Genomic DNA, 23235 nt, shown 5'->3' on the forward strand with positions numbered 1-23235 from the left:
AGTTGTGCTTCACACGGTAATTTCCCCTGCCAGCGGTCGTCCCATCAGTTCGCGTATTTCGGCAGGTGGATAATCGTGCCCCAGAAGGAACATCAGCTTGGTTACGGCAGATTCCGTTGTGCTGTCATATCCGCAGACAACTCCTGCCTGCATCAGTTGGTAACCGGTTTCATAGCGCTCCATTTCAACAGTGCCGGCACTGCATTGGGTGACGTTGACAATGATGATGCCTTGTTCGCAGGCATCATGCAGGCGGCGTAGAAACCATTCCTTTCGGGGAGCGTTGCCGGAACCGTAGGTTTCGAGGACTACGGCCTTCAGTCCTTTAGTGGCAAGTATGGCTGCCACGACATTTTCCTGAATACCTGGAAAAAGCTTCAGTATGGCGATGTTGGTATCAAGCAGATAATGAGGCTCCAGTTCGTGGGGAGTGCCGTGCGTATGAATTTGCACATTATTATATTTAATATGTATACCGGCGGAAGCGAGTACCGGATAATTGAAGGAACGGAAAGCATTGAAGTTCTCCGCGTTCATTTTGGTGGTACGGTTGCCGCGCATCAGGTGGTTTTCGAAGAAGATGCAGACTTCGGGTACGATGGGCTGTCCGTTGGAGTGGCGGTCGGTGGCTATTTCGATGCTGGTCAGCAGGTTTTCCTTGCCGTCTGTGCGGAGCACGCCAATAGGCAGTTGCGAGCCGGTTAGGATGACGGGCTTGTTCAGCCCTTCAAGCATGAAGCTGAGTGCAGAAGCTGTGTAGGCCATGGTGTCTGTGCCATGCAGGATGACGAAGCCTGTATATTGGTTGTAGTTGTTGCTGATGATGCGTACCAGTTTGCGCCAAGCATCGGGGTCCATGTCCGAGGAATCCATGGGTGGGTCGAATTGATAAGTGTCGATACGGAACGCAAATCTCTGAAGTTCGGGAACATGTTTCTGCAACTGCTCGAAGTTGAAGCTTTCCAGGGCGCCGGTTTCTGCATTCTCTATCATTCCGATAGTTCCACCGGTGTATATTAGCAAAACGGAAGTGTTTTCTGGGTTCATGCGCACTTTTCTTTCATGTTTTCCATGCAAATATAATGATATATATTGAGAGTGATAGCAAAATGTTAGAAAAGAATAAACGGATATACAGAAAAAAGGTATGGAAAGTGTGAAAGTGTAAGCCGTAAGTTGTGCATATTTCTTGCCTTTTTAGAGGCTTTCTGTATTTTTATCGCAAAAAAGTCGCAAAAAGTGATAGATTGAATGTTTTTATTGTTACTTTTGCAACACTTATCATAAATGATAGAAACAAGAGACTATGAACAAGTACTATCAACATACAGTCACATCCATGTGGACCATGACCCTTAGGGGTTAGGGATAGTATTTTGTGTTTCTACGTGTTACACCATTTTCAAGCAGTTTTTCCATTTAATTAAAGTCAATGCAAGCCGTAGCAGCTTGTTTCCGACACATTGTATCAACCATCTCAACAATATAAAGAGAAATGAAAGTAATGAAATTCGGCGGAACGTCCGTAGGTTCCGTGAACAGTATTTTGAGCGTCAAGAGAATTGTAGAAGCAGTCGATGAACCGGTTATCGTGGTGGTGTCCGCATTGGGTGGCATCACGGACAAGTTGATAAACACCTCTAGAATGGCGGCAGCCGGTGATGCTTCTTACGAGAATGAGTTCCGGGAGATTGTCTATCGTCATGTGGAAATGATTAAGGAAGTGATTCCGGCAGGCGAGGCGCAGGTTGCCTTGCAACGCCAGATTGGTGAGTTGCTCAACGAGCTGAAGGACATCTTTCAGGGCATTTATCTGATAAAGGACCTTTCGCAGAAGACGTCCGATACGATTGTGAGCTATGGCGAACGTCTTTCATCTATCATCGTTGCCCAGTTGACGGGAGCGGAGTGGTTTGACTCGCGCAAGTTTATCAAGACGGAGAAGAAGCATTCCAAGCATGTGCTGGATACGGAGTTGACAAATTCGTTGGTGCGCGAAACATTCAGCAGCCTGCCCAAACGCGTATTGGTTCCGGGTTTTATCTCCACAGACAAAATGACGGGAGAGGTAACGAACCTGGGTAGAGGTGGTTCTGACTATACGGCGGCAATCATTGCTGCCGCACTAGATGCCGACAGTCTGGAAATATGGACGGATGTAGACGGGTTCATGACAGCAGACCCGCGTGTGATTTCCAGGGCATACACTATCAATGAATTGAGCTATGTGGAAGCTACGGAGCTTTGTAACTTCGGTGCGAAAGTGGTCTATCCGCCGACAATCTATCCGGTTTGCCACAAGAACATTCCCATTTTGGTAAAGAATACCTTCAACCCGGAGGGGGCGGGAACTGTCATCAAGCAAGAGGTTTCAGACCCGCAAAGCAAGGCCATTAAGGGTATTTCTTCCATTAACGATACGAGCTTGATTACAGTGCAAGGCCTTGGTATGGTAGGTGTCATCGGTGTGAACTACCGTATCTTCAAGGCGCTGGCAAAGAATGGCATCAGTGTGTTCCTTGTGTCCCAGGCTTCTTCGGAGAATTCAACGTCTATCGGTGTGCGCAATGCGGATGCCGACCTGGCTTGCGAGGTGCTGAACGAGGAGTTTGCCAAAGAAATAGAGATGGGAGAGATTTCTCCTATTCAGGCAGAAAAGAACTTGGCTACCGTGGCCATCGTAGGCGAGAACATGAAGCATACGCCGGGTATTGCCGGAAAGCTGTTCGGTACGTTGGGACGTAATGGTATCAATGTGATTGCTTGTGCGCAGGGTGCTTCGGAAACCAACATCTCGTTTGTAGTGGACAGCAAATCATTGCGTAAATCGCTGAATGTCATCCATGATTCCTTTTTCTTGTCGGAATATCAGGTACTGAATCTCTTTATCTGTGGTATAGGAACTGTAGGTGGCAGTCTGATAGAACAAATCCACAGTCAGCGCCAGAAGCTGATGCAGGAGAACGGTCTGCAATTGAATGTAGTGGGCATCGCCGATGCGAACAAGGCCATGTTCAGCCGCGAAGGCTTCGATTTGGGACGTTTCCGTGAGGAGTTGCAGGAAAAAGGGAAGGACAGTTCCTTGGAAACACTACGCAATGAGATTATCGGTATGAACATCTTTAACTCTGTCTTTGTGGACTGTACTGCAAGTGCAGGCGTGGCTTCCCTTTACAAGGACTTGCTGCTGCACAATGTTTCGGTAGTGGCTGCCAACAAGATTGCCGCTTCTTCCGAATACGAGAACTACCGTGAACTGAAACAGATAGCCCGCCAACGCGGTGTGAAGTACTTGTTTGAAACGAACGTAGGTGCCGGACTCCCCATCATCAATACCATTAACGACCTTATCCATAGCGGTGACAAGATACTGAAGATTGAAGCTGTGCTGAGCGGTACGTTGAACTATATCTTCAATAAAATCAATGCCGACATTCCTTTCAGCAAGACCATCAAGATGGCGCAGGAGGAACGTTACTCCGAACCCGATCCGCGTATCGACCTCAGCGGAAAGGATGTTATCCGCAAGTTGGTAATTCTGGCGCGCGAGGCCGGTTACCGTTTGGAGCAGAGCGATGTGGAGAAGAACCTCTTTGTGCCCGATGACTTCTTTGAAGGCTCTCTGGATGACTTCTGGAAGAAGGTGCCGAGCCTCGATGCCGATTTTGAAGCCCGCCGCAAGGTGTTGGAAGCCGAGAACAAGCATTGGCGTTTCGTAGCCAAGCTGGAAAACGGCAAGGCATCCGTAGGTTTGCAGGAAGTCGGCGCCAACCATCCGTTCTACGGTCTGGAAGGCAGCAATAACATCATCCTGCTGACCACGGCACGTTATAAGGAATATCCGATGATGATACAAGGCTACGGAGCCGGTGCAGGTGTAACGGCTGCGGGGGTATTTGCGGATATTATGAGCATTGCAAATGTTTAATCCAAATCGTAATATAGAAAGATGAAACACATCATTATATTGGGTGATGGTATGGCCGACTGGCCCGTGAAGGCTCTGGGAGGCAAAACCTTGCTGCAGGCGGCTGCAACTCCCTATATGGACAAGCTGGCACGCATGGGACGTGTGGGACGGTTGATGACGGTAGCGGACGGCTTTCATCCCGGCAGTGAGGTGGCGAATATGTCCGTTCTGGGCTATAATTTGCCGAAGGTGTATGAAGGTCGCGGTCCGTTGGAAGCGGCGAGCATCGGTGTGGACTTGCAGCCGGGTGAGATGGCGATGCGTTGCAACATTATTTGTATCGAGGGAGATAACATCAAGAATCATTCTGCCGGACACATCACTACCGAGGAAGCGGATGTGTTGGTGAAATACCTTCAAGAGCATCTGGGCGATGACCGCGTACGTTTCCATACGGGCGTGCAATACCGCCATCTGCTGGTAATAAAGGGAGGGGACAAGCGCATAGACTGTACGCCGCCCCACGATGTCCCCTTGAAGCCTTTCCGTCCGTTGATGGTGAAGCCGATGGAGGGTACGGAGAATATTTCGGTCCCCGAAGGCGGTGCAGAGCTTACTCCGAAGCAGACTGCCGACTTGATTAACGATTTGATTCTCCGTTCGCAAGTGTTGCTGGAAAACCATCCGGTCAACGTGAAGCGGAAGGCAGAGGGTAAGGACCCTGCTAATAGTATCTGGCCGTGGAGCCCCGGTTATCGCCCGCAGATGGAGCGCCTTTCAGACAAGTTTCCGCAGGTGAGGCGCGGCGCCGTGATTTCTGCCGTGGATTTGATTAACGGCATCGGCTACTATGCGGGGCTGCGGCGTATCACCGTAGAAGGTGCGACGGGGCTTTATGATACCAACTATGAGAATAAGGTGGCTGCCGCCCTCGATGCATTGCGGACGGATGATTTTGTCTACCTGCATGTCGAAGCCAGTGATGAGGCCGGTCATGAAGGAAACGTCCCCTTGAAGATTATGACGATTGAGAATCTGGACAGCCGTGCCGTTGGCCCTATATACGAGGCTGTGAAGGACTGGGAGGAACCCGTTGCCATCTCCGTATTGCCCGACCATCCTACTCCCTGCGAACTCCGTACGCATACGGCCGAACCCATTCCGTTTCTCATCTGGTATCCGGGTATAGAGCCTGACGGAGTGCAGACATTTGATGAAGTGGCAGCCTGCGACGGCAGCTACGGCTTAATGAAAGAGGACGAGTTTATCAATGAATTTATGAAGGAGTAATGTGGCGCTAATGTGCCAATATGCCAATGTGCTGATTACCATCCAGCAGCATAACGCAGCCTTTAATTTTTAATTCTTTAATTTTTAATTTAATATGAAATATTATAGTACCAACAAACAAGCCCCCGAAGCCACTCTTGAAGAAGCCGTGGTAAAGGGACTTGCTGCAGACAAGGGGCTCTTCATGCCCTTCTCCATCAAACCTTTGCCACAAGAGTTTTACGATAGCATTGATACGCTCAGTTTTCAGGAGATAGCCTATCGTGTGGCAGATGCCTTTTTTGGCGAGGATGTTCCTGCCGATACACTGAAACAGATTGTTTATGATACACTTAGTTTCGATGTCCCACTGGTCCGCGTGACGGAGAATATTTATTCGCTTGAGCTGTTCCATGGTCCGACGCTTGCCTTTAAGGATGTAGGCGGCCGCTTCATGGCGCGTTTGTTGGGATACTTTATCAAGAAAGAGGGCAAGAAGCAAGTCAATGTTCTCGTTGCTACCTCCGGTGATACGGGGAGTGCCGTTGCCAATGGCTTCCTCGGTGTGGAAGGTATACACGTCTATGTGCTCTACCCGAAGGGAAAAGTCAGTGAAATCCAGGAGAAACAGTTCACTACTTTAGGGCAGAATATCACGGCCATTGAGGTCGATGGTACGTTCGACGATTGCCAGGCTTTGGTTAAATCCGCTTTTATGGACCGGGAACTCAACGAGCACCTGCAACTGACCAGCGCCAATTCCATCAACGTGGCGCGTTTCTTGCCGCAGGCGTTCTATTACTTTTATGCCTATGCTCAACTGAAACGTGCCGGCAAGGGAGACAATGCCGTCGTGTGTGTACCCAGCGGTAACTTCGGTAACATCACTGCCGGCCTCTTCGGCAAGCGTATGGGACTGCCCGTGGAACGCTTTATCGCTTCCAACAACCGCAATGATATCTTCTTCCAATATTTGCAGACGGGTGTTTATACGCCGCGTCCCAGTATTGCTACCATTGCCAACGCGATGGATGTGGGCGACCCGAGTAACTTTGCCCGTGTACTCGACCTTTACGGAGGCAGCCATGCCGCCATCTCTGCTGAAATCAGCGGTGCCACTTATACCGACGAGCAGATTGCCGAAACTATGCGGGAAGTGTGGAAGAAAGACCATTACCTACTCGACCCGCACGGGGCCTGTGGCTTCCGGGCCCTGGCCGAAGGACTGAAACCCGGCGAAACGGGCGTATTCCTGGAGACGGCCCATCCGGCGAAGTTCAAGGATACAGTGGAGAAGATTATCGGTGAAGCGGTAGAGATACCTGCCAAGCTTCAAGCTTTTATGCGCGGTGAGAAGAAGAGCCTGCCGATGTCAAAGGATTTTGCAGACTTCAAGCAATATCTGATGCATGTATAAAGAATGGGACGTCCGTAAAGAAAAACACCGGATTGCTTGACATCGCCTTTTGGATGTTGTATCTTTGTAACTGCAATCTTAGTTCAGATTCAATTTTAAATTAGCATAAAAGGAGAGGTATCGCTTCTCCTTTTTTTGTTGTCTTCTTCCGCCACTTCATTAGCCAAACCTTAGGGTTTGCTCTCCTAAACCAGTGCTTTACAGATTTAATCCTCCACTTCAGCAAGCGGAATGGCAGGCATTTGTTTGGAAAATCCCAGTGGTTTTGACGAAAAGTCCGGATGTTTCGGATGAAAAGCTCCGAGCTTTCGGATGATATGTTCAGCTCCGACAGATGGTATGTCGAGGATAAACAGATGATATGTTCGGGACGGATACATGGTTTGTTCCGGCTATATGAACGGACGATAATGCGTCTGTTCCGTTAATCTTCCATAAATCTGCTCTTGACAAGATTGGCTGCTTTATTCTGTATCGGGTTCTTCCCGGATGAGGTCTATCATGCTGCCCAACTTATGATGGTTGTTCCATAGCACAAGCACTTCAATCTTCCGGAGACTGTGCCGGTAAAGAAGCGTATAGTCGGGATGCGGGATGATGTACCGTATGTTCTCTGCTTCGGTGGGCTGTCCGATAAACGGATTCAGCGTGACGCGGTACAATGCATTTTGGAATAAGGAGTACAGAACCCCGCCACACCGTTTGTTGCCATCTCTTTCTTGCGAGGAAATCAGCAGGCCCTTCAGCGCCTCTTTGGCGAGGGGCGACCAGATTATTTGTTTAGCCATGCCTTCACCTCCTTACTGATTGTGACGTCCTCTTGTCCTTCTCCCTCATTCAGTTGCCGGCAGGCTTTCTTAAGGTCATGGCGTAGCCGGGTGGAGAATGCGAGGACTTGCTTTGTTTGCTGAGACGATTGTTCTTCTTTAACTTTTGCCATAGTGTTATCTCCTTTTTCTCCTAAAACATTTCAAAGTAATGAATTGTTTGAGGGGAAAAATACGAAGCTGATGAAAGATAAGAAACTGGAAGCCAATCTCAGTATGGTTGCGTCGCGCGTCATGGCGGGGTTGAATATGAATGGATTGAAATTTCTGCTCCCTTTGTGGCTGGGTGCATTGACGGGTGTCACGGTGCGTTGTGTCTTTGCTGCCGTGGCATTTTGGATAACAAGCTGGTTTGTAAAGGAGGCACCGGCCACAAAGCGGCAACGGATAGGGCTGTTCTGTCTGGGAGCCTTCGGACTCTACGGATTCATGTTCTGTTATCTGCTGGGCATCAGCAAGACGACTCCGGTTTCCAGTGCCATCTTCAACTCTATGCAACCCATTTGGGTCTTTCTGATATCCGTCTTTTTCCTGCACGAAAAGGCTACGCTGATGAAGATTATCGGTATAGCGCTGGGTTTTGGCGGTGCGTTGCTGTGCATCCTTACGCAAGGCAGTGATGACCTGGCGCACGATGCGTTTACGGGCAACATGCTCTGCATGGTAAGTTCGCTGGTCTTTGCCGTTTACCTGATTGTGAGCAAGAAATTGCTGGAAGAGGTCGGGGTAGTGACGATGATGAAGTACATCTTTGGCGGTGCGGCAGTAATGGGATTGATTGTGTCGTCCATTATAGGCTGGGATGCACCCTTGCTTACGGATGCCTTGCATGGGGAGTGGCACTGGGTGCCGTGGGCGGTGTTGGCGTTTGTGCTGGTTTTCCCTACTTACCTCAGTTACTTTCTGGTTCCGGTGGGCTTGAAGTATCTCAAGACGACGGTTGTAGCCATGTACAGCTATCTGATACTGGTGGTGACTACCGTTGTTTCCCTCACCTTGGGGCAAGACCGTTTCAGTTGGACGCAAGCCGCTGCCATTGCCATGATTTGTATCAGCGTGTACTTTGTTGAAGTGGCGGAAGCGAAGAAGTAGTGACGAATACCAGGTATTCCCCTTCCGCCTCGATGGTGAATTCCGTACCGGTGCATTCGTTGAGTGTGCCTTGCCACCAGTTGGTGAAGTCGCTGAGGGGATAGACCAGTTCTTTGCCATGCAGACCGTGTGCAGTGAAGTTGATGATGGATACTTGCTGTCCGGGATGGCTTGGGAAGGTGCGGGTACCCCGGCAGGGGATGAAGATGCCGTAATCGGTATAGGTACGTACATCGGCTCCGGCGCGGAGATAGTCGATGAGCAGGCTGATATTTCCCAGGGTATGGTCTTCACGCTTGCCCGTGGCACCGATGATGGCGATGCGGCGTTTACCTTGCGCCAGCAGGAAATTGACGGCTTTGGTCTGGTCGTTGGTTTCCTGGTCGCTGATGCGGTGCAGGATATGTCCGAACTTCCGGCGGTTTTCATCACTGAGGGAGTCACCGTCGCCGATAATCACATCGGGCACGTTTCCCCGACGGATGTATTCGTCCGCTCCGCCGTCGCAACAGACTACGTAAGGCGCTTCCGCCAATATCCTTAAAGGCAGGGGACTTGCAGGATATTCCCCATTCGCCAAAACTACGGCTTCGATAGTTGATAGTTGATAGTTGATAGTTGATAGTTCGTCTTTCATATCTTTCTTAATCCTTCATCCCTAATCCTTCATCCTTAACCCTTCATCCTTGCTCATCATTTTTCTCCATTTGAAGTAGCCAAAGATAGCTATAATTGTGTAAAAGGCATATAGTCCGGCTGTAAAATCAAGTCCTTTGTAGATGTACAGTCCGGCGCTGACGGCATCTACCGCAATCCATGCCCACCATTGTTCTACATATTTCCGTGCCAGCATCCACATGCCGACGATACTCAGTGCGGTGGTGAAGGAGTCCAGCCAGGGCACATTGCTGTCCGTGAAGTTCATCAGTATCCAGGCAATGCCGAGGAGGGCGGCGATGAATACGGCGGCAAGCGGCAGCAGATAGCGCGCCGGCATATGGGTGATAGGAAGTTCCAGTTTTTGTTCTTCTGTTCTTTTGTCCTCTCCTTTCTGTCCTGTACCTTTCCGCTGCAAGATAGTCCGTCGCAGAAACGCCCCGTACTTCCACATCATCCAGCCGTAGATGGCAGCACCCAGATAATAGATGTTGATGCCGAAGTCTGCATACAACCCCGCATCATAGTAGACAAAAATATAGACGGCAGGCATAATGATGCCCGCTATCCAAAGATAGATGCTTGCCCGGTACTCCAACCAGAGGTAGAGCAATCCGACAAGTGTACCGATAATTTCAAGAGCGTGTTCCATAAAAAACAGAAAGACTATCCTCCCTCCCCTTCAGGGGAACGAGGGGTTTTAAAAATTAATAGCTATATGTCCCAGTACATTCGTCCCCGCTTGGGCAGCGTAGCCGGCATAGTTGTAACGGACTTTTCCTCCGTTGTCGTCGAGATAGTATCCGCTGCCTGCGTATCCGTTGTTCTCGTATTCTTCATTGAACAGATTGTAGATGGTGCACCCTACGGTTACCGACTTTACTTTAGGCAACCTGAAGGTATAGGACAGATTCAGGTTGCTTACGAAATAAGCATCCAGCGTGCACTCCTTTTGCTTGGCGTTGCTCATGTATTGCTTGCTGATATATTGTGACTGCAGCGAGGCCTCGAATCCCTTGAACGTATAGCCCAGGCGGTTGTTCAGTATGAAGTCGGGAGAGAATGCGATGGGGGTATCCCCGTGTTTGATGCCCCATGCTTCCGACCCTACCTCTTCGTTCTCGAAAAGTGTCTCGGTAAAGTTCTGCACACGGTTCTTGCTGAGTGTGGCATTGATGTCCCATTGGAAGCCGCAGTCCAGCCGGATGCCTGCCATCAGTTCGATGCCCGTACGGTAGCTGTCGGGCACGTTGCTGGCCATGGCTTCGCCTATCTCGTTCAGCTCCCCCGTCAGTACCAGCTGGTCTTTATAGTCCATATAGTAGAAGTTGGCACCCGCATGGAGCCATGAGTTGGCGAAGGTATATCCCAGTTCGTAGTCGAACAAGCGCTCAGCCTTGGGATGTTCGGTGAAGTAGCCGTCGGTGTAGTTGTTGCGCGTAGGCTCTTTATGCGCCACGCTGAACGAACCGTATAGGCGGTGGTTGCGGTCGATTTGCCAGGACAGTCCGGCTTTCGGGTTGAAGAAGTCGAAGTCTTCGTCGATGTCCAGTTTCTGCATTCCCGGAGTGGCGGCAGTCCAGTTGTACTTGTCGTTCAGTCCGTTTATCTTGTAGTTGATGTGGCGGTATTGCAGGTCGAGGTAGGCGCTGAGGCCGCTTACCAGTTCATAATTGGCTTTCAGATAAATATTTCCGTCGTTCTTTGTGGCGTTGTTGCGGTAGTAGTCGTGGTCGGGGTTCAGTTCGCCGATATAGTTCTTTATCCAAAGCACTTTTCCGAAGTGGTCGCCGTCATAGCGATTCAGTGCACCGCCCAGCGAGGCATGCAGACGGTCGGCTTTGTAGCTTACGGAGAAGATTCCGCCGCCAAACCAGTTGTCCATTGCCTTCTTGCGGACAAGGTCGCTTACTTCTACCTTGCCGCCGTTGTATTCGAAAGGCGACATGCCGTACTCTGCCAACGGGCGTTCGCCTTTATATTCCTGGTAGTACCCGTCGCCTTTGGTGTAGTGCAGGCCGATATTCAGATTCCATTGTGAAGTGAAATTGTGGTTGAATAGCAGCTGGTAATTCTTTTGCGTATAGTTGTCGGTCTGGTCGTCATAGAAATGCAGTGCACCTCCTTCGTCCGTGAGGTAATGCTTCTCGCCGTTGTCGTCTTTATAATATTCTTTGCTGTATACATGGCCGTCCCGGTCGGTGGCGTACATGAATCCGCAGGAATTGTAACGCCGTCCGTAACGTTCCATCTCCTCTTTGCTGGCGTAGTTCCATGCGTGGTAAGTGCGCTCTTTGCCGGCAAAGGTTATCAGTTTGACGGAGGTATTGTCATTGTAGTATCCTCCTTGCAGATAATAGGAGTTCAGTCCCACAGACGCCCGGTCTATATACCCGTCCGTACTGATGTTGGAGAGCCGCGCGTCGAACGACCAATGATTGTTGATGAGTCCCGTTCCCGCTTTCACCGTCTCCTTGTGTGTATGGAAGGAACCGTAGGAACCGTTGAATTCTGCATAGGGTTTCATGGAGAAATCACCCGTCTGCATGTTGATGCTGGCACCGAAAGCTCCTGCACCGTTCGTTGAGGTACCAGCTCCGCGCTGTACCTGCATATCCTTGACGGAGGAGGCGAAGTCCGGCAGGTTGACCCAGAATACCGTGTGGCTCTCCGCGTCGTTGATGGGAATACCGTTGGCGGTGACGTTGATGCGTGTGCCGTCTGTTCCGCGGACTCTCAGCGTGGTGTAACCCACCCCGGCACCGGCATCGCTGGTAGTAATGGCGGAGGGTGTCATACTCAACAGATACGGCAGGTCTTGTCCGAAGTTCTGTTTTTTCAGTTGTTCTTTGCCTATATTGGTGAATGCCACCGGTGTGCTGCTTGTGGCACGTGTGGAGATGACTTCCACTTCCTGCAGGTTTATCACCCGCAGACTGTCTTGTTCTCGTGTCTGCGCATAGACACTCAGTGCTGCCGTCAGGAGGCAGGCTGCCATTGCATGTCTCTTCATTTGCAATTGTTTCGTTTAGATGAATACAGAAAAGGGGAACTTTTCTTCTTTTCCCTCCGCCGGCATTACCCGGATCAGGTTAATGGGTATGATCTCAGCCCGTCGTATTAGGGCACCCCTTAGTTGAAATCGGGAGCAAAGGTAGGAGTTTTCGTCGAAAGTGGCAAGTTAAGTGAACGAAAGTCAGAGTTATTTGTTAATTTTGCAGCATTAATTTTAAAAAAAGAGTATAGTTATGTTATCATCTTTATTCATGGCAGCCTTTGCTGCCCAAGTTGCTGACGACGGTTTCAGCAAACTGCAGATATTCCTTCAGCAATTGATAGATTGGGGCGTAAATGCCGGTGGACGTATTATCGGAGCCATTATCATCTTTGTGGTAGGACGGTTCCTGATTTCCCTTCTTCGGAAAATGCTGGCGAGGTTATTGGCAAAAAGACATGTGGATGCCAGTATCCAGAGCTTCGTGAAAAGTTTAGTCAATATCTTGCTGACCATTCTGCTGATTATTGCCGTTATCGGCAAATTGGGAGTGGAAACCACTTCTTTTGCAGCTTTGTTGGCATCTGCCGGTGTGGCTATCGGTATGGCACTTTCCGGAAACTTGCAGAATTTTGCGGGTGGACTGATTGTCTTGCTGTTCCGTCCTTTCAAGGTAGGTGACTGGATTGAAAGCCAGGGAGTGTCCGGCACAGTACGCGAAATCCAAATCTTCCATACGATTCTGACCACAGCCGACAATAAGGTAATCTATATCCCTAACGGTGCGTTGAGCAGTGGCACTGTGACCAATTACAGCCGCGAGGACACCCGTCGCGTGGATTGGGTGATTGGTGTGGAATATGGTGAGAATTATGACAAGGTAGAAAGCACCGTGCGTCGTATCATCTCCGAAGACAGCCGTATTCTGAATACTCCCGAACCGTTTGTAGCTCTCCATGCCTTGGATGCCAGCAGCGTGAATGTAGTTATCCGTGTTTGGGTAAAGAGTGGAGATTACTGGGGCGTTTATTTTGATATGAACAAGAAGATTTACTCCGTATTCAACGAAGAGGGCATCGGTTTCCCGTTCCCGCAGTTGACGGTGCATCAGGCGAAAGACTGAGTTATCATTTATGGGCAAAAAATAGTCACTGTTTCGACGGTGTCTTACTAATACTGATAAAGCAGATTATGTAGATTTATTCAATTTAAATCTGATTAATCTGCTTTTTGTATGTGATAGAAGTGGTTGCAGTTTGTTCTTTTCCTACTTTTGTTTACTTTTGCCGATATTCAATGTATCTAATACTAAAAAAAGAAAGCAAAATGGGCTATGCGGTTGATTTTGATGGTCAGCTATATAATGGTTTGAGCATTGGTAAAGCAGAAGCTTTTGCTTCTGTCTTTGATCGTTATCACCGTTTGTTGTATGCTTTGGCTTACCGGTATTTAAAATCCGGTCCTGAAGCAGAAGATGCAGTTCAACATACCTTTATGAGATTGTGGGAACAACGGGAAACTTTTGATTTTTCTGAAGGGTTGCGCAGTCTTTTATTTACTATTTTGAAGAATTATATCTTGAATGAGTTACGTCATCAGCGTATTGTGCTTGAGAAACACGAAGAATTGCTTCAACAGAATAGTGAAGAGGAAGATGTGATGAAAGCATTGGAGGATGCTGATTTTCGTAGACACTTGCGTTCTGTTATTGGTAAGTTACCACCTCAAAAACAGAAAATATGTTTGATGAAGATTGAACAAGGCTTGTCCAACCAAGAGATAGCAGATAAATTGCATATTACTATACCAACAGTAAAATCACATTATACACAAGCAATTAAACAACTTCGTGGTATGATCGATAAATTGATACTCATACTTTTGGTTTGCTGAAGTGTTTTATATAATATAATATCAAGGTAATGAAGATGGATAAAGAAATGATAGACCGGGTACTTGATAATTCGGCTTCTTCAGTAGAGAGTAAGGCTACTATGGATTGGTTTGCAACTGAGGAAGGACAAGAATATCTTTCACAAAGAATAACGGCAGAATCTGTGCTTATGGGGGAAAGAGAAATAGAAGAATGGACTGGTGGAAATATTCCCACAGAGCGAATGAGGAAGCGTTTCTTGGGACAAATAAAGCAGCATAGTAGATTGTGGAGGTGGTGGCAAGTCGCAGCTGTCTTTATACCTTTTCTGTTGTTTGGCAGTACCATTGTTTTTCTGGCAGATAAGGCAGGTGTCTTTTCTGATATACAATATGCAGAGATTGTAGTGCCGTGTGGTGAACGTATGCAAGTCGTTTTACAAGATGGAACGAATGTTGAGCTTAATTCAGCAACAACTTTGCGCTATCCTAAGAAGTTTGGACTATTCAGTAGGAAAGTAGAACTTTATGGTGAAGGATATTTTAAGGTGGCAAAAGAAAGGGGACGCCCGTTTACAGTACAGACAAAAGATTTGGAAGTGAGAGTGACTGGTACTCAATTTAATATGAAAGCCTATCCAGCTGATTTTCATATTTTTGTTACTTTGGATGAAGGAAGTGTGTTGCTAAAGGGAATGGGGGATAAGGTATACCCGTTAAAACCGGGGGAAAGTGCAGCCTATGATTGCCGTTCTGGCAAGTGTGACATTACTCGTCCTATAGATTTGGATGGAATGAAAGCATGGCGTACTAATAGTCTGAATTTTTATATGGCACCTTTGAAGGATATAATCAAAGTGATGGAACGGCAGTATGATACGCAGTTTATTATAAATGATTCTATTTTGTTGGATAGTAGGTATACACTGTCTACTAGTAAAGTGAATGTCATTGATGTGCTTCATGATCTGGAAAAGGTTTCTTGCATAGAATTTATTGAAAAGGATGAGAATGTCTTCGAAATAAGGAGAAAAGACTGATACCCAGTTAAGGGAATTATGATATAGGTGTATGGATTTAAACAGAATCCTGCACCTATTTTTTTGTATTGTTGAAAAAAAAATGTTTTCGACTCATACCTTCCGGAAGTTGATGTGTTAGCTTTATATGAAAGGCCTTTAAAGAGATTATTGAATTATGAATTAAAAAATTTAATGCTTTATGAAATCACGATTCAAAACAAAGAAATTACTTCTTTTGGGAATCTTGTTGTTTGGTTTGTCTGTTGCAACATGGGCACAAAAAGTTTCCTTGAACTATACCAATGTAGAGTTGCAGGATGTATTGCTATCCATTAAAAAGCAAACCGGTTATGTATTGGTGTTTAGTGATCAGATATTGGATGTACACCGAAGAGTATCGATAAAAGTAGAAGGAGAAGATTTGGTCAATGTGTTGAAGGAGTTATTAAGTGATGGTAATGTAACCTTCGAGATAAAGAATAAGAAGATATATTTTATTCTTAAAGAACTGGTTGATGTTGAATCTGCCAAATCCTGGAAGATAACAGGGGTGGTAAAGGATGTGAATGGAGAACCGATTATTGGTGCTAATATTCTTGTGAAAGGTTCTACCATTGGAGTGATATCTGATATTGACGGTAAATTTCTGCTGAATGAGGTGCCGGCCGGTTCCATTCTGGAAATTTCCTATATCGGATATGACAATCGGGAAATCAAGCTCAAAGATGAGGCCCCATTAACGGTTATACTGACGGAAAATTCAACTCTTCTGGAGGAATTGGTGGTAATTGGTTACGGGAGTGTTCGTAAACGCGATTTGACGGGAGCTGTATCGCAAATTAATGCAGATCAAATACAGAAAGGGCCGGTGACGAATATCCTGCAATCTGTGCAAGGAAGGATTTCCGGATTTCATGTTACTCCGAGTTCCGGACAACCGGGTGCAAGTACTGATGTTCTTATTCATGGTACACAATCCATTAATGGAACGAATGCTCCCATTTATGTGATTGACGGGACAATTTCTGAGAATATCAATAATCTGAATCCGCAGGATATTGAAACCTTTACTGTATTGAAAGATGCTTCTGCTGTGGCTATCTACGGTTCACGTGCCGCTAATGGAGTGGTGGTAATTAATACAAAACGTGGTAAAGTGGATGAGAAACCGACAATTTCGTTCAAGACGGAACAGAGCTTCCAACAAGAAGGCAATCTGAAAATTGATTATTTGAATGCAGCCCAATGGCTTGAAATAGCTACGGAGGCATATAAAAATGGAGGTAAGGATGTGCCTTGGGGTGACAGTGATTTGGAAAAGATAAAAGGCAATGACAATTGTTGGCCGGATTTGATGAAAAGAACGGGATATCTGACCAATAATAATCTTTCAATAACGGGGGGAAGTAAGAATTCCAATTATTTTGTGTCACTGAATTATTTGTATAATGAAGGTATCATCAAAGAACAGAGTTATAATCGTTTGAATCTTCGTTTGAACAGTGACCATAAGATTGGTGATAGGATTAAATTCGGACATTCTGTTAATCTCTATGCTTCAGAACAGACATCTCAACGTGATTTTGATTGGAGGGATACATATGCTGCCTCTTTCCGTTATTCTCCTTTGAATGCCATGTATGATAAGGATGGTGATTTTGCTACAATATCCAATACTTATCTACAAAGTAAAACTCCTAGCCCATTGTGGATGCTTAAAAATTCAGATAGAACTGTACGCAATAAAGGAATTGATGGTAATCTTTATTTAGCCGTTGATATTCTTGAAGGATTGAAGTTTACGGCCCGTGTGAGTGGGGAGTGGAAAAATGGTTATTCAAATGATTTCATTGGTGCCATGGATACAAAATACGGTATGGAGGGCAGTAATGTGAATAAGGTAACTAAAACGAATGCAGAAACATTCCATTGGATAACCGACTATACCTTGGATTACCAGAAAACCTTTAACCAAATTCACTCGGTTTCTGCATTGTTGGGTTATTCTGTAGAAAAACAGACTTTTGAGGATTTAATGGGGAGTCGTGGAAATACACCGAGCAATGATATTAAATTTCTGAATGCAGGTGATCCCAGTACTGCACTTAATAGCAATTCGTGGAGTGAATGGAGTTTCCTTTCTCAATTTGGACGTTTAGCTTATTCTTTCAAAGATAAATATTATTTCAGTGGTACGTTACGCCGTGACGGTTCGTCACGTTTGGTAAAGGATAAATATGGTATCTTTCCATCTGTATCGGCAGCATGGCGTATAGGAGAAGAGAAATTTATGGATGCTTTTAACTGGTTGGATGAACTGAAGTTCCGCTTGAGTTGGGGCAAGGTTGGTAATGTGTTGAGTATTAATCCTTATGGTACATCGGTATATCTTTCACAACAGAACGCGGTATTCAATGAAAAGGTTGTTGCCGGATATACATTTGCCAATGCTGTCAATACAGATTTGAAATGGGAAAGTACTGAAAAAAAGAATATAGGTTTGGATCTTTCCATGTTTGGAAATTCTTTTTATGTGGTTATGGACTTTTATATTGAGGATACTAAAGATTTGTTGTTCAACCAACCTATAGCTACTTCTGTTGGACTTTCAGGCAGTCCTTATATCAATGCCGGACATATACGCAATACTGGTATTGACTTTGAAATAGGATATAGACGTACGATTGGTGACTGGAAATTTGATGTTAACTTTAATGCTTCTCATGTACACAACGAAGTGATAGATTTGGAAGGACGGGATTTGACTACTTCAGGTATCAAGGAGGGCTATCCAATCGGAAGTTTTTATGGTTATGTGTCCAATGGCATTATCCGTACACAGGATGATTTGAATAATCATCCGCATTATGCCGGAAAACAGATAGGAGATATTTGGTTTAAAGATATTAATGGCTACGATGAAAACGGAAACCTTACGGGTAAGCCGGATGGAAAGGTAGACACAGCTGATAGAGCTTTGTTTGGAAAAGTATTTCCCGATTTGAACTATGGTTTGGCAGGCTCAGTCAGTTACAAAAATCTTACGCTTCAGATTCAGCTTCAAGGTGTTCAAGGTATTCAAAAGAATATGTTGAGCGGTGGCTATGCAACAGATATGTTTGGTGGAGAACCGAATATGGAGGCAAGCTATATTCTTGATAGATATGATGCTGAAAGAAATCCTAACGGGAAGTATCCTCGTGTGGCAGTGGGAGATCCGGGACAGAATCAGCAGTTCTCTGACTTTTGGTTGATTGATGCCTCTTATCTGAGTATTCGCAATCTGAATCTTAGTTATAGTTTTCCCAAAAATATATGCAATAAATTGGGTATGGAAAACTTGAATGCTTATATTGGAGTCCAGAATTTATATACGTTTGGCAATGAGTATTCTGAAATTAGCAGTACTGTGACCGTACCTATGCCACGTACTTGTACGTTCGGATTACAATTTGCATTCTAATAATATTATCATTTTAAAGTATCATTGATTATGAGAAAAAATATATTTAATAGAAGCACATTGACGGCTATTTGTCTATCATTAGTTATGTCCGCTTGTTCGGATAGCTTTTTGGATATTCAGCCTCAGGATAAACCTGGTTCAGATAATTTTCTGAATAATTTATCTTCCGCACAAGAACTTGTTGTTGCATCATTTAATCCTTGGGTGGCTCAAACACAGATGTATGGAAAGCGATTTGCCACGATATGTGACGCACTGACAGATGATGGCGGGCTTCGACTGAATGGTAATGATTTAATTCAGGTATTGGATTGGAATATTACACCAAGTCTTAATTATCCAACAGACTGGTGGAAGTATTCTTATCAAAGTGTCAACGCTGCCAATTATGCTATTCAGGAGATTCCGAAACTAAAGAATAAAGGATTTACTGATTCTGAAATAAATCCTTATATTGCAGTTGCACGTTTCATGCGTGCTTTTAATTATATGTTCTTGACGACATTTTATGGAGATGTACCATTAATCACGGCTCCGCTTTCATCTTTTGATGAATTCTCTCAACCCCGTACCCCGGTATCAGAGATTTATCAGAAAATTATAGAAGATTTTTCTTTTGCTAAAGAAAATTTGACGAGAGATGGTAATGGATATACTGGCATGCCTACCCGTGCTACTGGTGCTGCCTATCTGGCAAAAGCTTATTTATATAATAAGGACTTTGTGAATGCAGAACAAGCAGCTCGTGAGGCAATACAAATTGCTGAGTCTGACGGATACTATCTGATTGATGATTATGAATCCATTTTCAGTATTGACAACGAACAAAATCCGGAACTGTTGTTTTATTTCGCTTTTGAACGTAATAGTGGACTTTGGGAACAGGATTTTTGTGTTGAAAGGAATGTAAGGGATTTGCCGACTGAGTTGAAATATATTCAAGGGGGTGATGGTTGGGGATATTGTCTGCCTACTCGCAGCCTTTATGATGCGTATGAAACGAATGATCCTCGTCGTGAATATACTTTGTATTATCAAGGTTCTGTATTCGGCACATATACTCCATCCACTCCCTTAACTCTTGATTATCATAGTTATGACAGCGATGGGAACCAAACGGCAATCCCCATCACTTATAATACCGGTGATAAAGTGATTTATGATTATAAATGGTCTCCTACCGGATTGAATGTGAAGAAACTGACGGAGGATTTAACGGGATTGACCAATGTTCGTTATGCAGGATTGGATTGGCCTGCTATGCGTATGGCTGATTTATATCTTTTTTTAGCTGAAGCTTTGGCAGAACAAGGCAAGGATGAAGCACTTGTATGGGTTAATAAGGTACGCTCGAGACCTTCTGTCAATATGCCTCCAAAATCAACTGCCGATGGAGATTTAGTTGATATTGTACGTCATGAAAGAAGGGTGGAACTTGCAATGGAAGGTGAACGTATTTTTGATTTACTCCGTTGGGATGCTGTGAAAGATGTATTTGGTGATGGAAAACAAATTAAGCTTCATTTTTATTCAGACTATTTGCCAGAGACAAGCAGTGATAAATTTAAAACAGTACCAGGATTGACGAAATATCCAACAGACCATATTCTGTTCCCTATTCCTCAATATGAGATGGACCAGAATAAAGCCATTATTGAAAATAATCCGGGTTATTGATAAATCGAGAGAATACCGGATTGAATTTTTCTACTTTCTGGTATTCCTTCTCTTATTTTTATAAAATACTTTGTATATGAAGAAATACTTGTTTATGCTGTTGGCTTTATGTTTGATGCCGGCAAACAACACTGCACAAATTTTAAATAGTTTGAAGGATATAATCAGACCAACAGACCCTTCACTCATCAGAACATTAAATGGTCAGTGGGACTTTTATTTTATTAATGGGGCTGACTGGAAAGAGCAGGCTTGTTTTTATCAACCTGACTATGATATAAGCTCATGGGATAGAATCCTTGTGCCGGGTTGTTGGGATGCGCTTGGTTATGTAGAACCTAAATATGCTAATCCGGAAGAAATAAACGGGTTATACCGCAAGAACTTTACAGTCCCTAAGGGGTGGAAGGATAAACATGTTTTTTTAAGTTTTGATGGAGTTTTGCGGGGATATGAAATATGGGTAAATGGAAATTATGTGGGAAAGTGGGAATCTTCCTATAATACTTGCCATTTTGATGTTACGGATTTTTTAAAGAAAGGTGAAAACCTATTGGCTGTAAGGGTATATACTCATTATAAAGGGTTTGATTTTGATGGAAATGATGATTGGGGACAAGTTGGTATTAACAGAAATGTTTCTATGTTTGCCATACCCGATACGCATCTAAAAGATTTCACTTTACGCACGGATAGCGTGTCAAATGAAAGTGCACGCATAAATATGATGTTTGATATTGCTTCCTTTACAAGTTCAGTATCGGCTAATACCTATATTGAGGGTTTGATAAAGGAACCGGGTGGAAAGATTGTTGCTCGATTCAGAGAAGAGCTTCAGAAGGCAGAACAACAGATTTCCAAAGAAATAATTCTGGATAACCCTTTCTTGTGGAATGCAGAAACACCTCATCTTTATCGGTTGGAATATTCTCTTTATGCTCCGAAACGTGTGCAACATTTTACTGTCAATTTCGGTGTGCGTGAAGTATTGGTGGAGAAAAATGTGATAAAACTAAATGGTAAGAAGATAAAGTTACGTGGAGTGGATTTACATGAGACAGATCCTTTTAATGGAAAAGTGGTAAGTGAAGAATTAAATCTAAAAGATTTGAGGATGATGAAAGATGCGAATGTGAATTTTATCCGTTGTTCCCATTACCCACGTGATCCCCGGTTCTATGAACTTTGTGACTCAATCGGTATGTATGTAATGGATGAGGTTCCTTTTGGGTATGGCGATTCTCATTTATATGATAAATCCTACCAGGATATTTTGTTGACTAGAGCAGATGCCACCGTTCGTAGAGACAAGAATCATCCTTCTGTATTATTCTGGAGTATAGGGAATGAAAATCCCCTGACCACCATTGCTGAAGAAACGGGAAGGTATGTAAAACGAATGGATCCTACACGCCCCATTTGTTATCCGATGATTCACAATTATTTTCTGAGTTTGGACTTCAATATACCTGACTTTGTCGATATATTTGCTCCTCATTATCCTCCGGTTGCTACATTGAGATATTATGCGGAGGCTGCCAAACGCCCGGTTATTCTGACAGAATATTGTCATTCGCTAGGCCAGTCTTTCGAACAGCATAAAGATTTGTGGGAATTGATAGAGAAGAATGACAATTTGGCCGGTGGCTGTGTTTGGGAGTGGGTCGATCAAGGTATGGTAGATAGAAAAGCTACTTTTCCGGGTAAGTATGCTTGGACAAACAAAATGTGGTTGAAGGATTCTACTTGTATTACTTTAGAAGGCAATTCCGGGGCAGATGGTATGCTTTATGCTAATCGTATACCTTTGAGTAATTATTATGAGTTGCGTAAAAACTATGCTCAAGTTCCGGTATGTACTGAACGGTTAGTTGGCAAGAAAGGGGTGAACCATTTGAAAGTCCAAGTAGCCAATAGATTTGATTTCGTGGATTTATCAGAAAAGGTCTCTTTTGAATGGCGTTTGCTGGATGGAAAGCATGTGGTTTCTGAAGGGAAAAAGAGTATCCAATGTCTGGCTGGTTGTATGGGCTATATACCGATTGAACTGGTATTGGATGAATCTCCTGCAGATAGATTTTATGTTTTGGAAATAGCTATATATACGGTTGAAGGATATTCAGTGGGTAACTATTCTATTCCAATTGTTTCAGAAGAAGGGCTTTTCATGACTCAATTGTTCAAAATAGCGGATGGTGAATTGATAGAGATGGATACTGTAGAGATATTACAGCAATTATCAGGTTGTTTTCAAACATACCCATTAATGAGAGTGGGACGTAAGTTCAGCATGTCTGAAGAGTTACGTGCGAAAGGTAAGGCAATAGAGAAATATTTGATGGAACCTATTGAATGTAAAAAAAGTGTTGTGGATAAAAGATATATTCAGGAAGTGGATTACATGAATCCGGCAATTTCTGCTATAGGTCGGGTTAGTTGTGGCAGTTTGCCAAGTGGTGGCATTAAGTTTAATTATTCATTGGCTCCGCAAACTAAAGGAAAGTTATTGTTGGAAGGAGGGTTGGCATTTCTTTTGGATACCAAAATAAAACATCTTCAGTGGTTGGGTTTTGGCCCTTATGCATCTTATCCGGGTAAACAATCTGCCAATGATTATGGTGTCCATGATATAACAGCCGGGGACTTATACTTTGAAGGAAATAGAATGGGCATTGACGTTTTACTTTGTTCGGATAGTATTGGGAATGGTTTTGCGGTGATAGCTCCAAACTGTAACATGAACTTTGAACAAACGGATAAAGGTATAGTATTATCTATAAATTCTGTGGTATCTGGACTTTGTGGAAAGTTGCGTGAAACAGCCTATCCTATATATACAGATGATATAGGAAACTTAGAAGGAAGTTTGGTTATTTATCCTCTTTCTGCAGGAAAATGGCCTCAAAGTATATCTTATCTTTTTAAACCAAGTAAAGATATAAAAGGAACGGAAAATCCATTTCTATCGGTTTACGATACTTATTTGATGAAATATTCAGATATTGTTAATTAAATTCATACTGTGGGGCAG

17 protein-coding genes and 1 riboswitch are annotated in these 23235 nt (G+C 44.6%); of the genes, 11 read left to right on the top strand and 6 right to left on the bottom strand.

Going from position 1 to position 23235, the window contains the following annotated elements; all coding sequences use genetic code 11:
• Window positions 1-9: 9 nt before the first annotated feature.
• Window positions 10-1047: an asparaginase gene (locus tag DW947_RS11025; protein ID WP_005834979.1), complete on the bottom strand. Its 1038-nt coding sequence runs from the start codon at window positions 1045-1047 to the stop codon at window positions 10-12.
• A 448-nt stretch (window positions 1048-1495) separates the two neighbouring features.
• Here DW947_RS11025 and thrA point away from each other — a divergent pair, with 448 nt between their 5' ends.
• The 4 genes from thrA (at window position 1496) to DW947_RS21605 (ending at window position 7024) form a co-directional block, all read left to right on the top strand.
• A complete protein-coding gene (gene thrA / locus DW947_RS11035) occupies window positions 1496-3928 on the top strand; it encodes a bifunctional aspartate kinase/homoserine dehydrogenase I (RefSeq protein WP_119958513.1) in 2433 nt (810 codons plus the stop codon).
• Between the two features lie 21 nt (window positions 3929-3949).
• A complete protein-coding gene (locus DW947_RS11040; RefSeq protein WP_119958514.1) occupies window positions 3950-5200 on the top strand; it encodes a cofactor-independent phosphoglycerate mutase in 1251 nt (416 codons plus the stop codon).
• Window positions 5201-5294: 94 nt separating this feature from the next.
• Window positions 5295-6596, top strand: a complete 1302-nt coding sequence (thrC, locus tag DW947_RS11045) for a threonine synthase (RefSeq protein ID WP_119958515.1) — start codon at window positions 5295-5297, stop codon at window positions 6594-6596.
• Between the two features lie 281 nt (window positions 6597-6877).
• Entirely contained in the window at window positions 6878-7024 is a 147-nt protein-coding gene (locus tag DW947_RS21605) for a hypothetical protein (RefSeq protein ID WP_165859468.1), read from the top strand.
• 36 nt (window positions 7025-7060) lie between these two features.
• Here the strand turns inward: DW947_RS21605 and DW947_RS11050 are convergent, their stop codons facing one another.
• Entirely contained in the window at window positions 7061-7384 is a 324-nt protein-coding gene (locus tag DW947_RS11050; protein ID WP_016274203.1) for a hypothetical protein, read from the bottom strand.
• On the bottom strand, window positions 7369-7536 hold the full coding sequence (locus tag DW947_RS21610) for a hypothetical protein (RefSeq protein ID WP_165859469.1): 168 nt from the start codon (window positions 7534-7536) through the stop codon (window positions 7369-7371). Before DW947_RS21610 ends, DW947_RS11050 begins: the two co-directional genes overlap by 16 nt.
• A gap of 70 nt (window positions 7537-7606) precedes the next feature.
• On the opposite strand from DW947_RS21610, the gene DW947_RS11055 reads away from it, so the two are divergent.
• The gene (locus DW947_RS11055) at window positions 7607-8515 is read left to right on the top strand and encodes a DMT family transporter (protein WP_119958516.1); all 909 of its coding nucleotides are present in this window, start codon (window positions 7607-7609) and stop codon (window positions 8513-8515) included.
• Here the strand turns inward: DW947_RS11055 and DW947_RS11060 are convergent.
• Genes DW947_RS11060 through DW947_RS11070 form a run of 3 tightly spaced genes read right to left on the bottom strand, consistent with a single transcriptional unit; the run spans window position 8475 to window position 12185 of the window.
• Complete coding sequence (locus tag DW947_RS11060) at window positions 8475-9152, bottom strand: thiamine diphosphokinase (RefSeq protein WP_117963721.1); 678 nt, start codon at window positions 9150-9152, stop codon at window positions 8475-8477. The two genes, DW947_RS11055 and DW947_RS11060, sit on opposite strands and share 41 nt — an antisense overlap.
• Before the next feature lie 21 nt (window positions 9153-9173).
• Entirely contained in the window at window positions 9174-9824 is a 651-nt protein-coding gene (gene pnuC / locus DW947_RS11065) for a nicotinamide riboside transporter PnuC (protein WP_117963720.1), read from the bottom strand.
• Between the two features lie 48 nt (window positions 9825-9872).
• Window positions 9873-12185, bottom strand: coding sequence for a TonB-dependent receptor (locus DW947_RS11070; RefSeq protein WP_117963719.1), 2313 nt, complete (start codon window positions 12183-12185; stop codon window positions 9873-9875).
• 33 nt (window positions 12186-12218) lie between these two features.
• A riboswitch (TPP riboswitch) is annotated at window positions 12219-12315 on the bottom strand.
• 105 nt (window positions 12316-12420) lie between these two features.
• On the opposite strand from DW947_RS11070, the gene DW947_RS11075 reads away from it, so the two are divergent.
• The 6 genes from DW947_RS11075 (at window position 12421) to DW947_RS11100 (ending at window position 23217) form a co-directional block, all read left to right on the top strand.
• Window positions 12421-13290, top strand: a complete 870-nt coding sequence (locus tag DW947_RS11075; protein ID WP_057087063.1) for a mechanosensitive ion channel family protein — start codon at window positions 12421-12423, stop codon at window positions 13288-13290.
• 203 nt (window positions 13291-13493) lie between these two features.
• Window positions 13494-14060: an RNA polymerase sigma-70 factor gene (locus tag DW947_RS11080; protein ID WP_005834993.1), complete on the top strand. Its 567-nt coding sequence runs from the start codon at window positions 13494-13496 to the stop codon at window positions 14058-14060.
• A 29-nt stretch (window positions 14061-14089) separates the two neighbouring features.
• Complete coding sequence (locus tag DW947_RS11085; RefSeq protein WP_005834994.1) at window positions 14090-15079, top strand: FecR family protein; 990 nt, start codon at window positions 14090-14092, stop codon at window positions 15077-15079.
• Between the two features lie 181 nt (window positions 15080-15260).
• On the top strand, window positions 15261-18524 hold the full coding sequence (locus DW947_RS11090; RefSeq protein ID WP_005834995.1) for a SusC/RagA family TonB-linked outer membrane protein: 3264 nt from the start codon (window positions 15261-15263) through the stop codon (window positions 18522-18524).
• Window positions 18525-18554: 30 nt separating this feature from the next.
• A complete protein-coding gene (locus DW947_RS11095; RefSeq protein WP_057282185.1) occupies window positions 18555-20204 on the top strand; it encodes a RagB/SusD family nutrient uptake outer membrane protein in 1650 nt (549 codons plus the stop codon).
• Window positions 20205-20280: 76 nt separating this feature from the next.
• Window positions 20281-23217 (top strand): glycoside hydrolase family 2, encoded by a 2937-nt coding sequence (locus DW947_RS11100; protein ID WP_005838273.1) that lies wholly within the window; start codon window positions 20281-20283, stop codon window positions 23215-23217.
• Window positions 23218-23235 lie beyond the last annotated feature (18 nt).

The sequence above is a fragment of the Bacteroides sp. AM44-19 genome (genome assembly GCF_003603395.1).
In the GTDB taxonomy this organism is placed as follows: domain Bacteria; phylum Bacteroidota; class Bacteroidia; order Bacteroidales; family Bacteroidaceae; genus Bacteroides; species Bacteroides uniformis.

Coding starts and splice junctions, on each gene's coding strand:
- pnuC (WP_117963720.1), bottom strand. CDS start 9,824: ATGGAACACGCTCTTGAAATTATCGGTACACTTGTCGGATTGCTCTAC.
- DW947_RS11050 (WP_016274203.1), bottom strand. CDS start 7,384: ATGGCTAAACAAATAATCTGGTCGCCCCTCGCCAAAGAGGCGCTGAAG.
- thrC (WP_119958515.1), top strand. CDS start 5,295: ATGAAATATTATAGTACCAACAAACAAGCCCCCGAAGCCACTCTTGAA.
- DW947_RS11100 (WP_005838273.1), top strand. CDS start 20,281: ATGAAGAAATACTTGTTTATGCTGTTGGCTTTATGTTTGATGCCGGCA.
- DW947_RS11055 (WP_119958516.1), top strand. CDS start 7,607: ATGAAAGATAAGAAACTGGAAGCCAATCTCAGTATGGTTGCGTCGCGC.
- DW947_RS11075 (WP_057087063.1), top strand. CDS start 12,421: ATGTTATCATCTTTATTCATGGCAGCCTTTGCTGCCCAAGTTGCTGAC.
- DW947_RS11040 (WP_119958514.1), top strand. CDS start 3,950: ATGAAACACATCATTATATTGGGTGATGGTATGGCCGACTGGCCCGTG.
- DW947_RS11060 (WP_117963721.1), bottom strand. CDS start 9,152: ATGAAAGACGAACTATCAACTATCAACTATCAACTATCAACTATCGAA.
- DW947_RS21605 (WP_165859468.1), top strand. CDS start 6,878: ATGTTTCGGATGAAAAGCTCCGAGCTTTCGGATGATATGTTCAGCTCC.
- DW947_RS11080 (WP_005834993.1), top strand. CDS start 13,494: ATGGGCTATGCGGTTGATTTTGATGGTCAGCTATATAATGGTTTGAGC.
- DW947_RS11085 (WP_005834994.1), top strand. CDS start 14,090: ATGAAGATGGATAAAGAAATGATAGACCGGGTACTTGATAATTCGGCT.
- DW947_RS11070 (WP_117963719.1), bottom strand. CDS start 12,185: ATGAAGAGACATGCAATGGCAGCCTGCCTCCTGACGGCAGCACTGAGT.
- DW947_RS21610 (WP_165859469.1), bottom strand. CDS start 7,536: ATGGCAAAAGTTAAAGAAGAACAATCGTCTCAGCAAACAAAGCAAGTC.
- DW947_RS11025 (WP_005834979.1), bottom strand. CDS start 1,047: ATGAACCCAGAAAACACTTCCGTTTTGCTAATATACACCGGTGGAACT.
- thrA (WP_119958513.1), top strand. CDS start 1,496: ATGAAAGTAATGAAATTCGGCGGAACGTCCGTAGGTTCCGTGAACAGT.
- DW947_RS11090 (WP_005834995.1), top strand. CDS start 15,261: ATGAAATCACGATTCAAAACAAAGAAATTACTTCTTTTGGGAATCTTG.
- DW947_RS11095 (WP_057282185.1), top strand. CDS start 18,555: ATGAGAAAAAATATATTTAATAGAAGCACATTGACGGCTATTTGTCTA.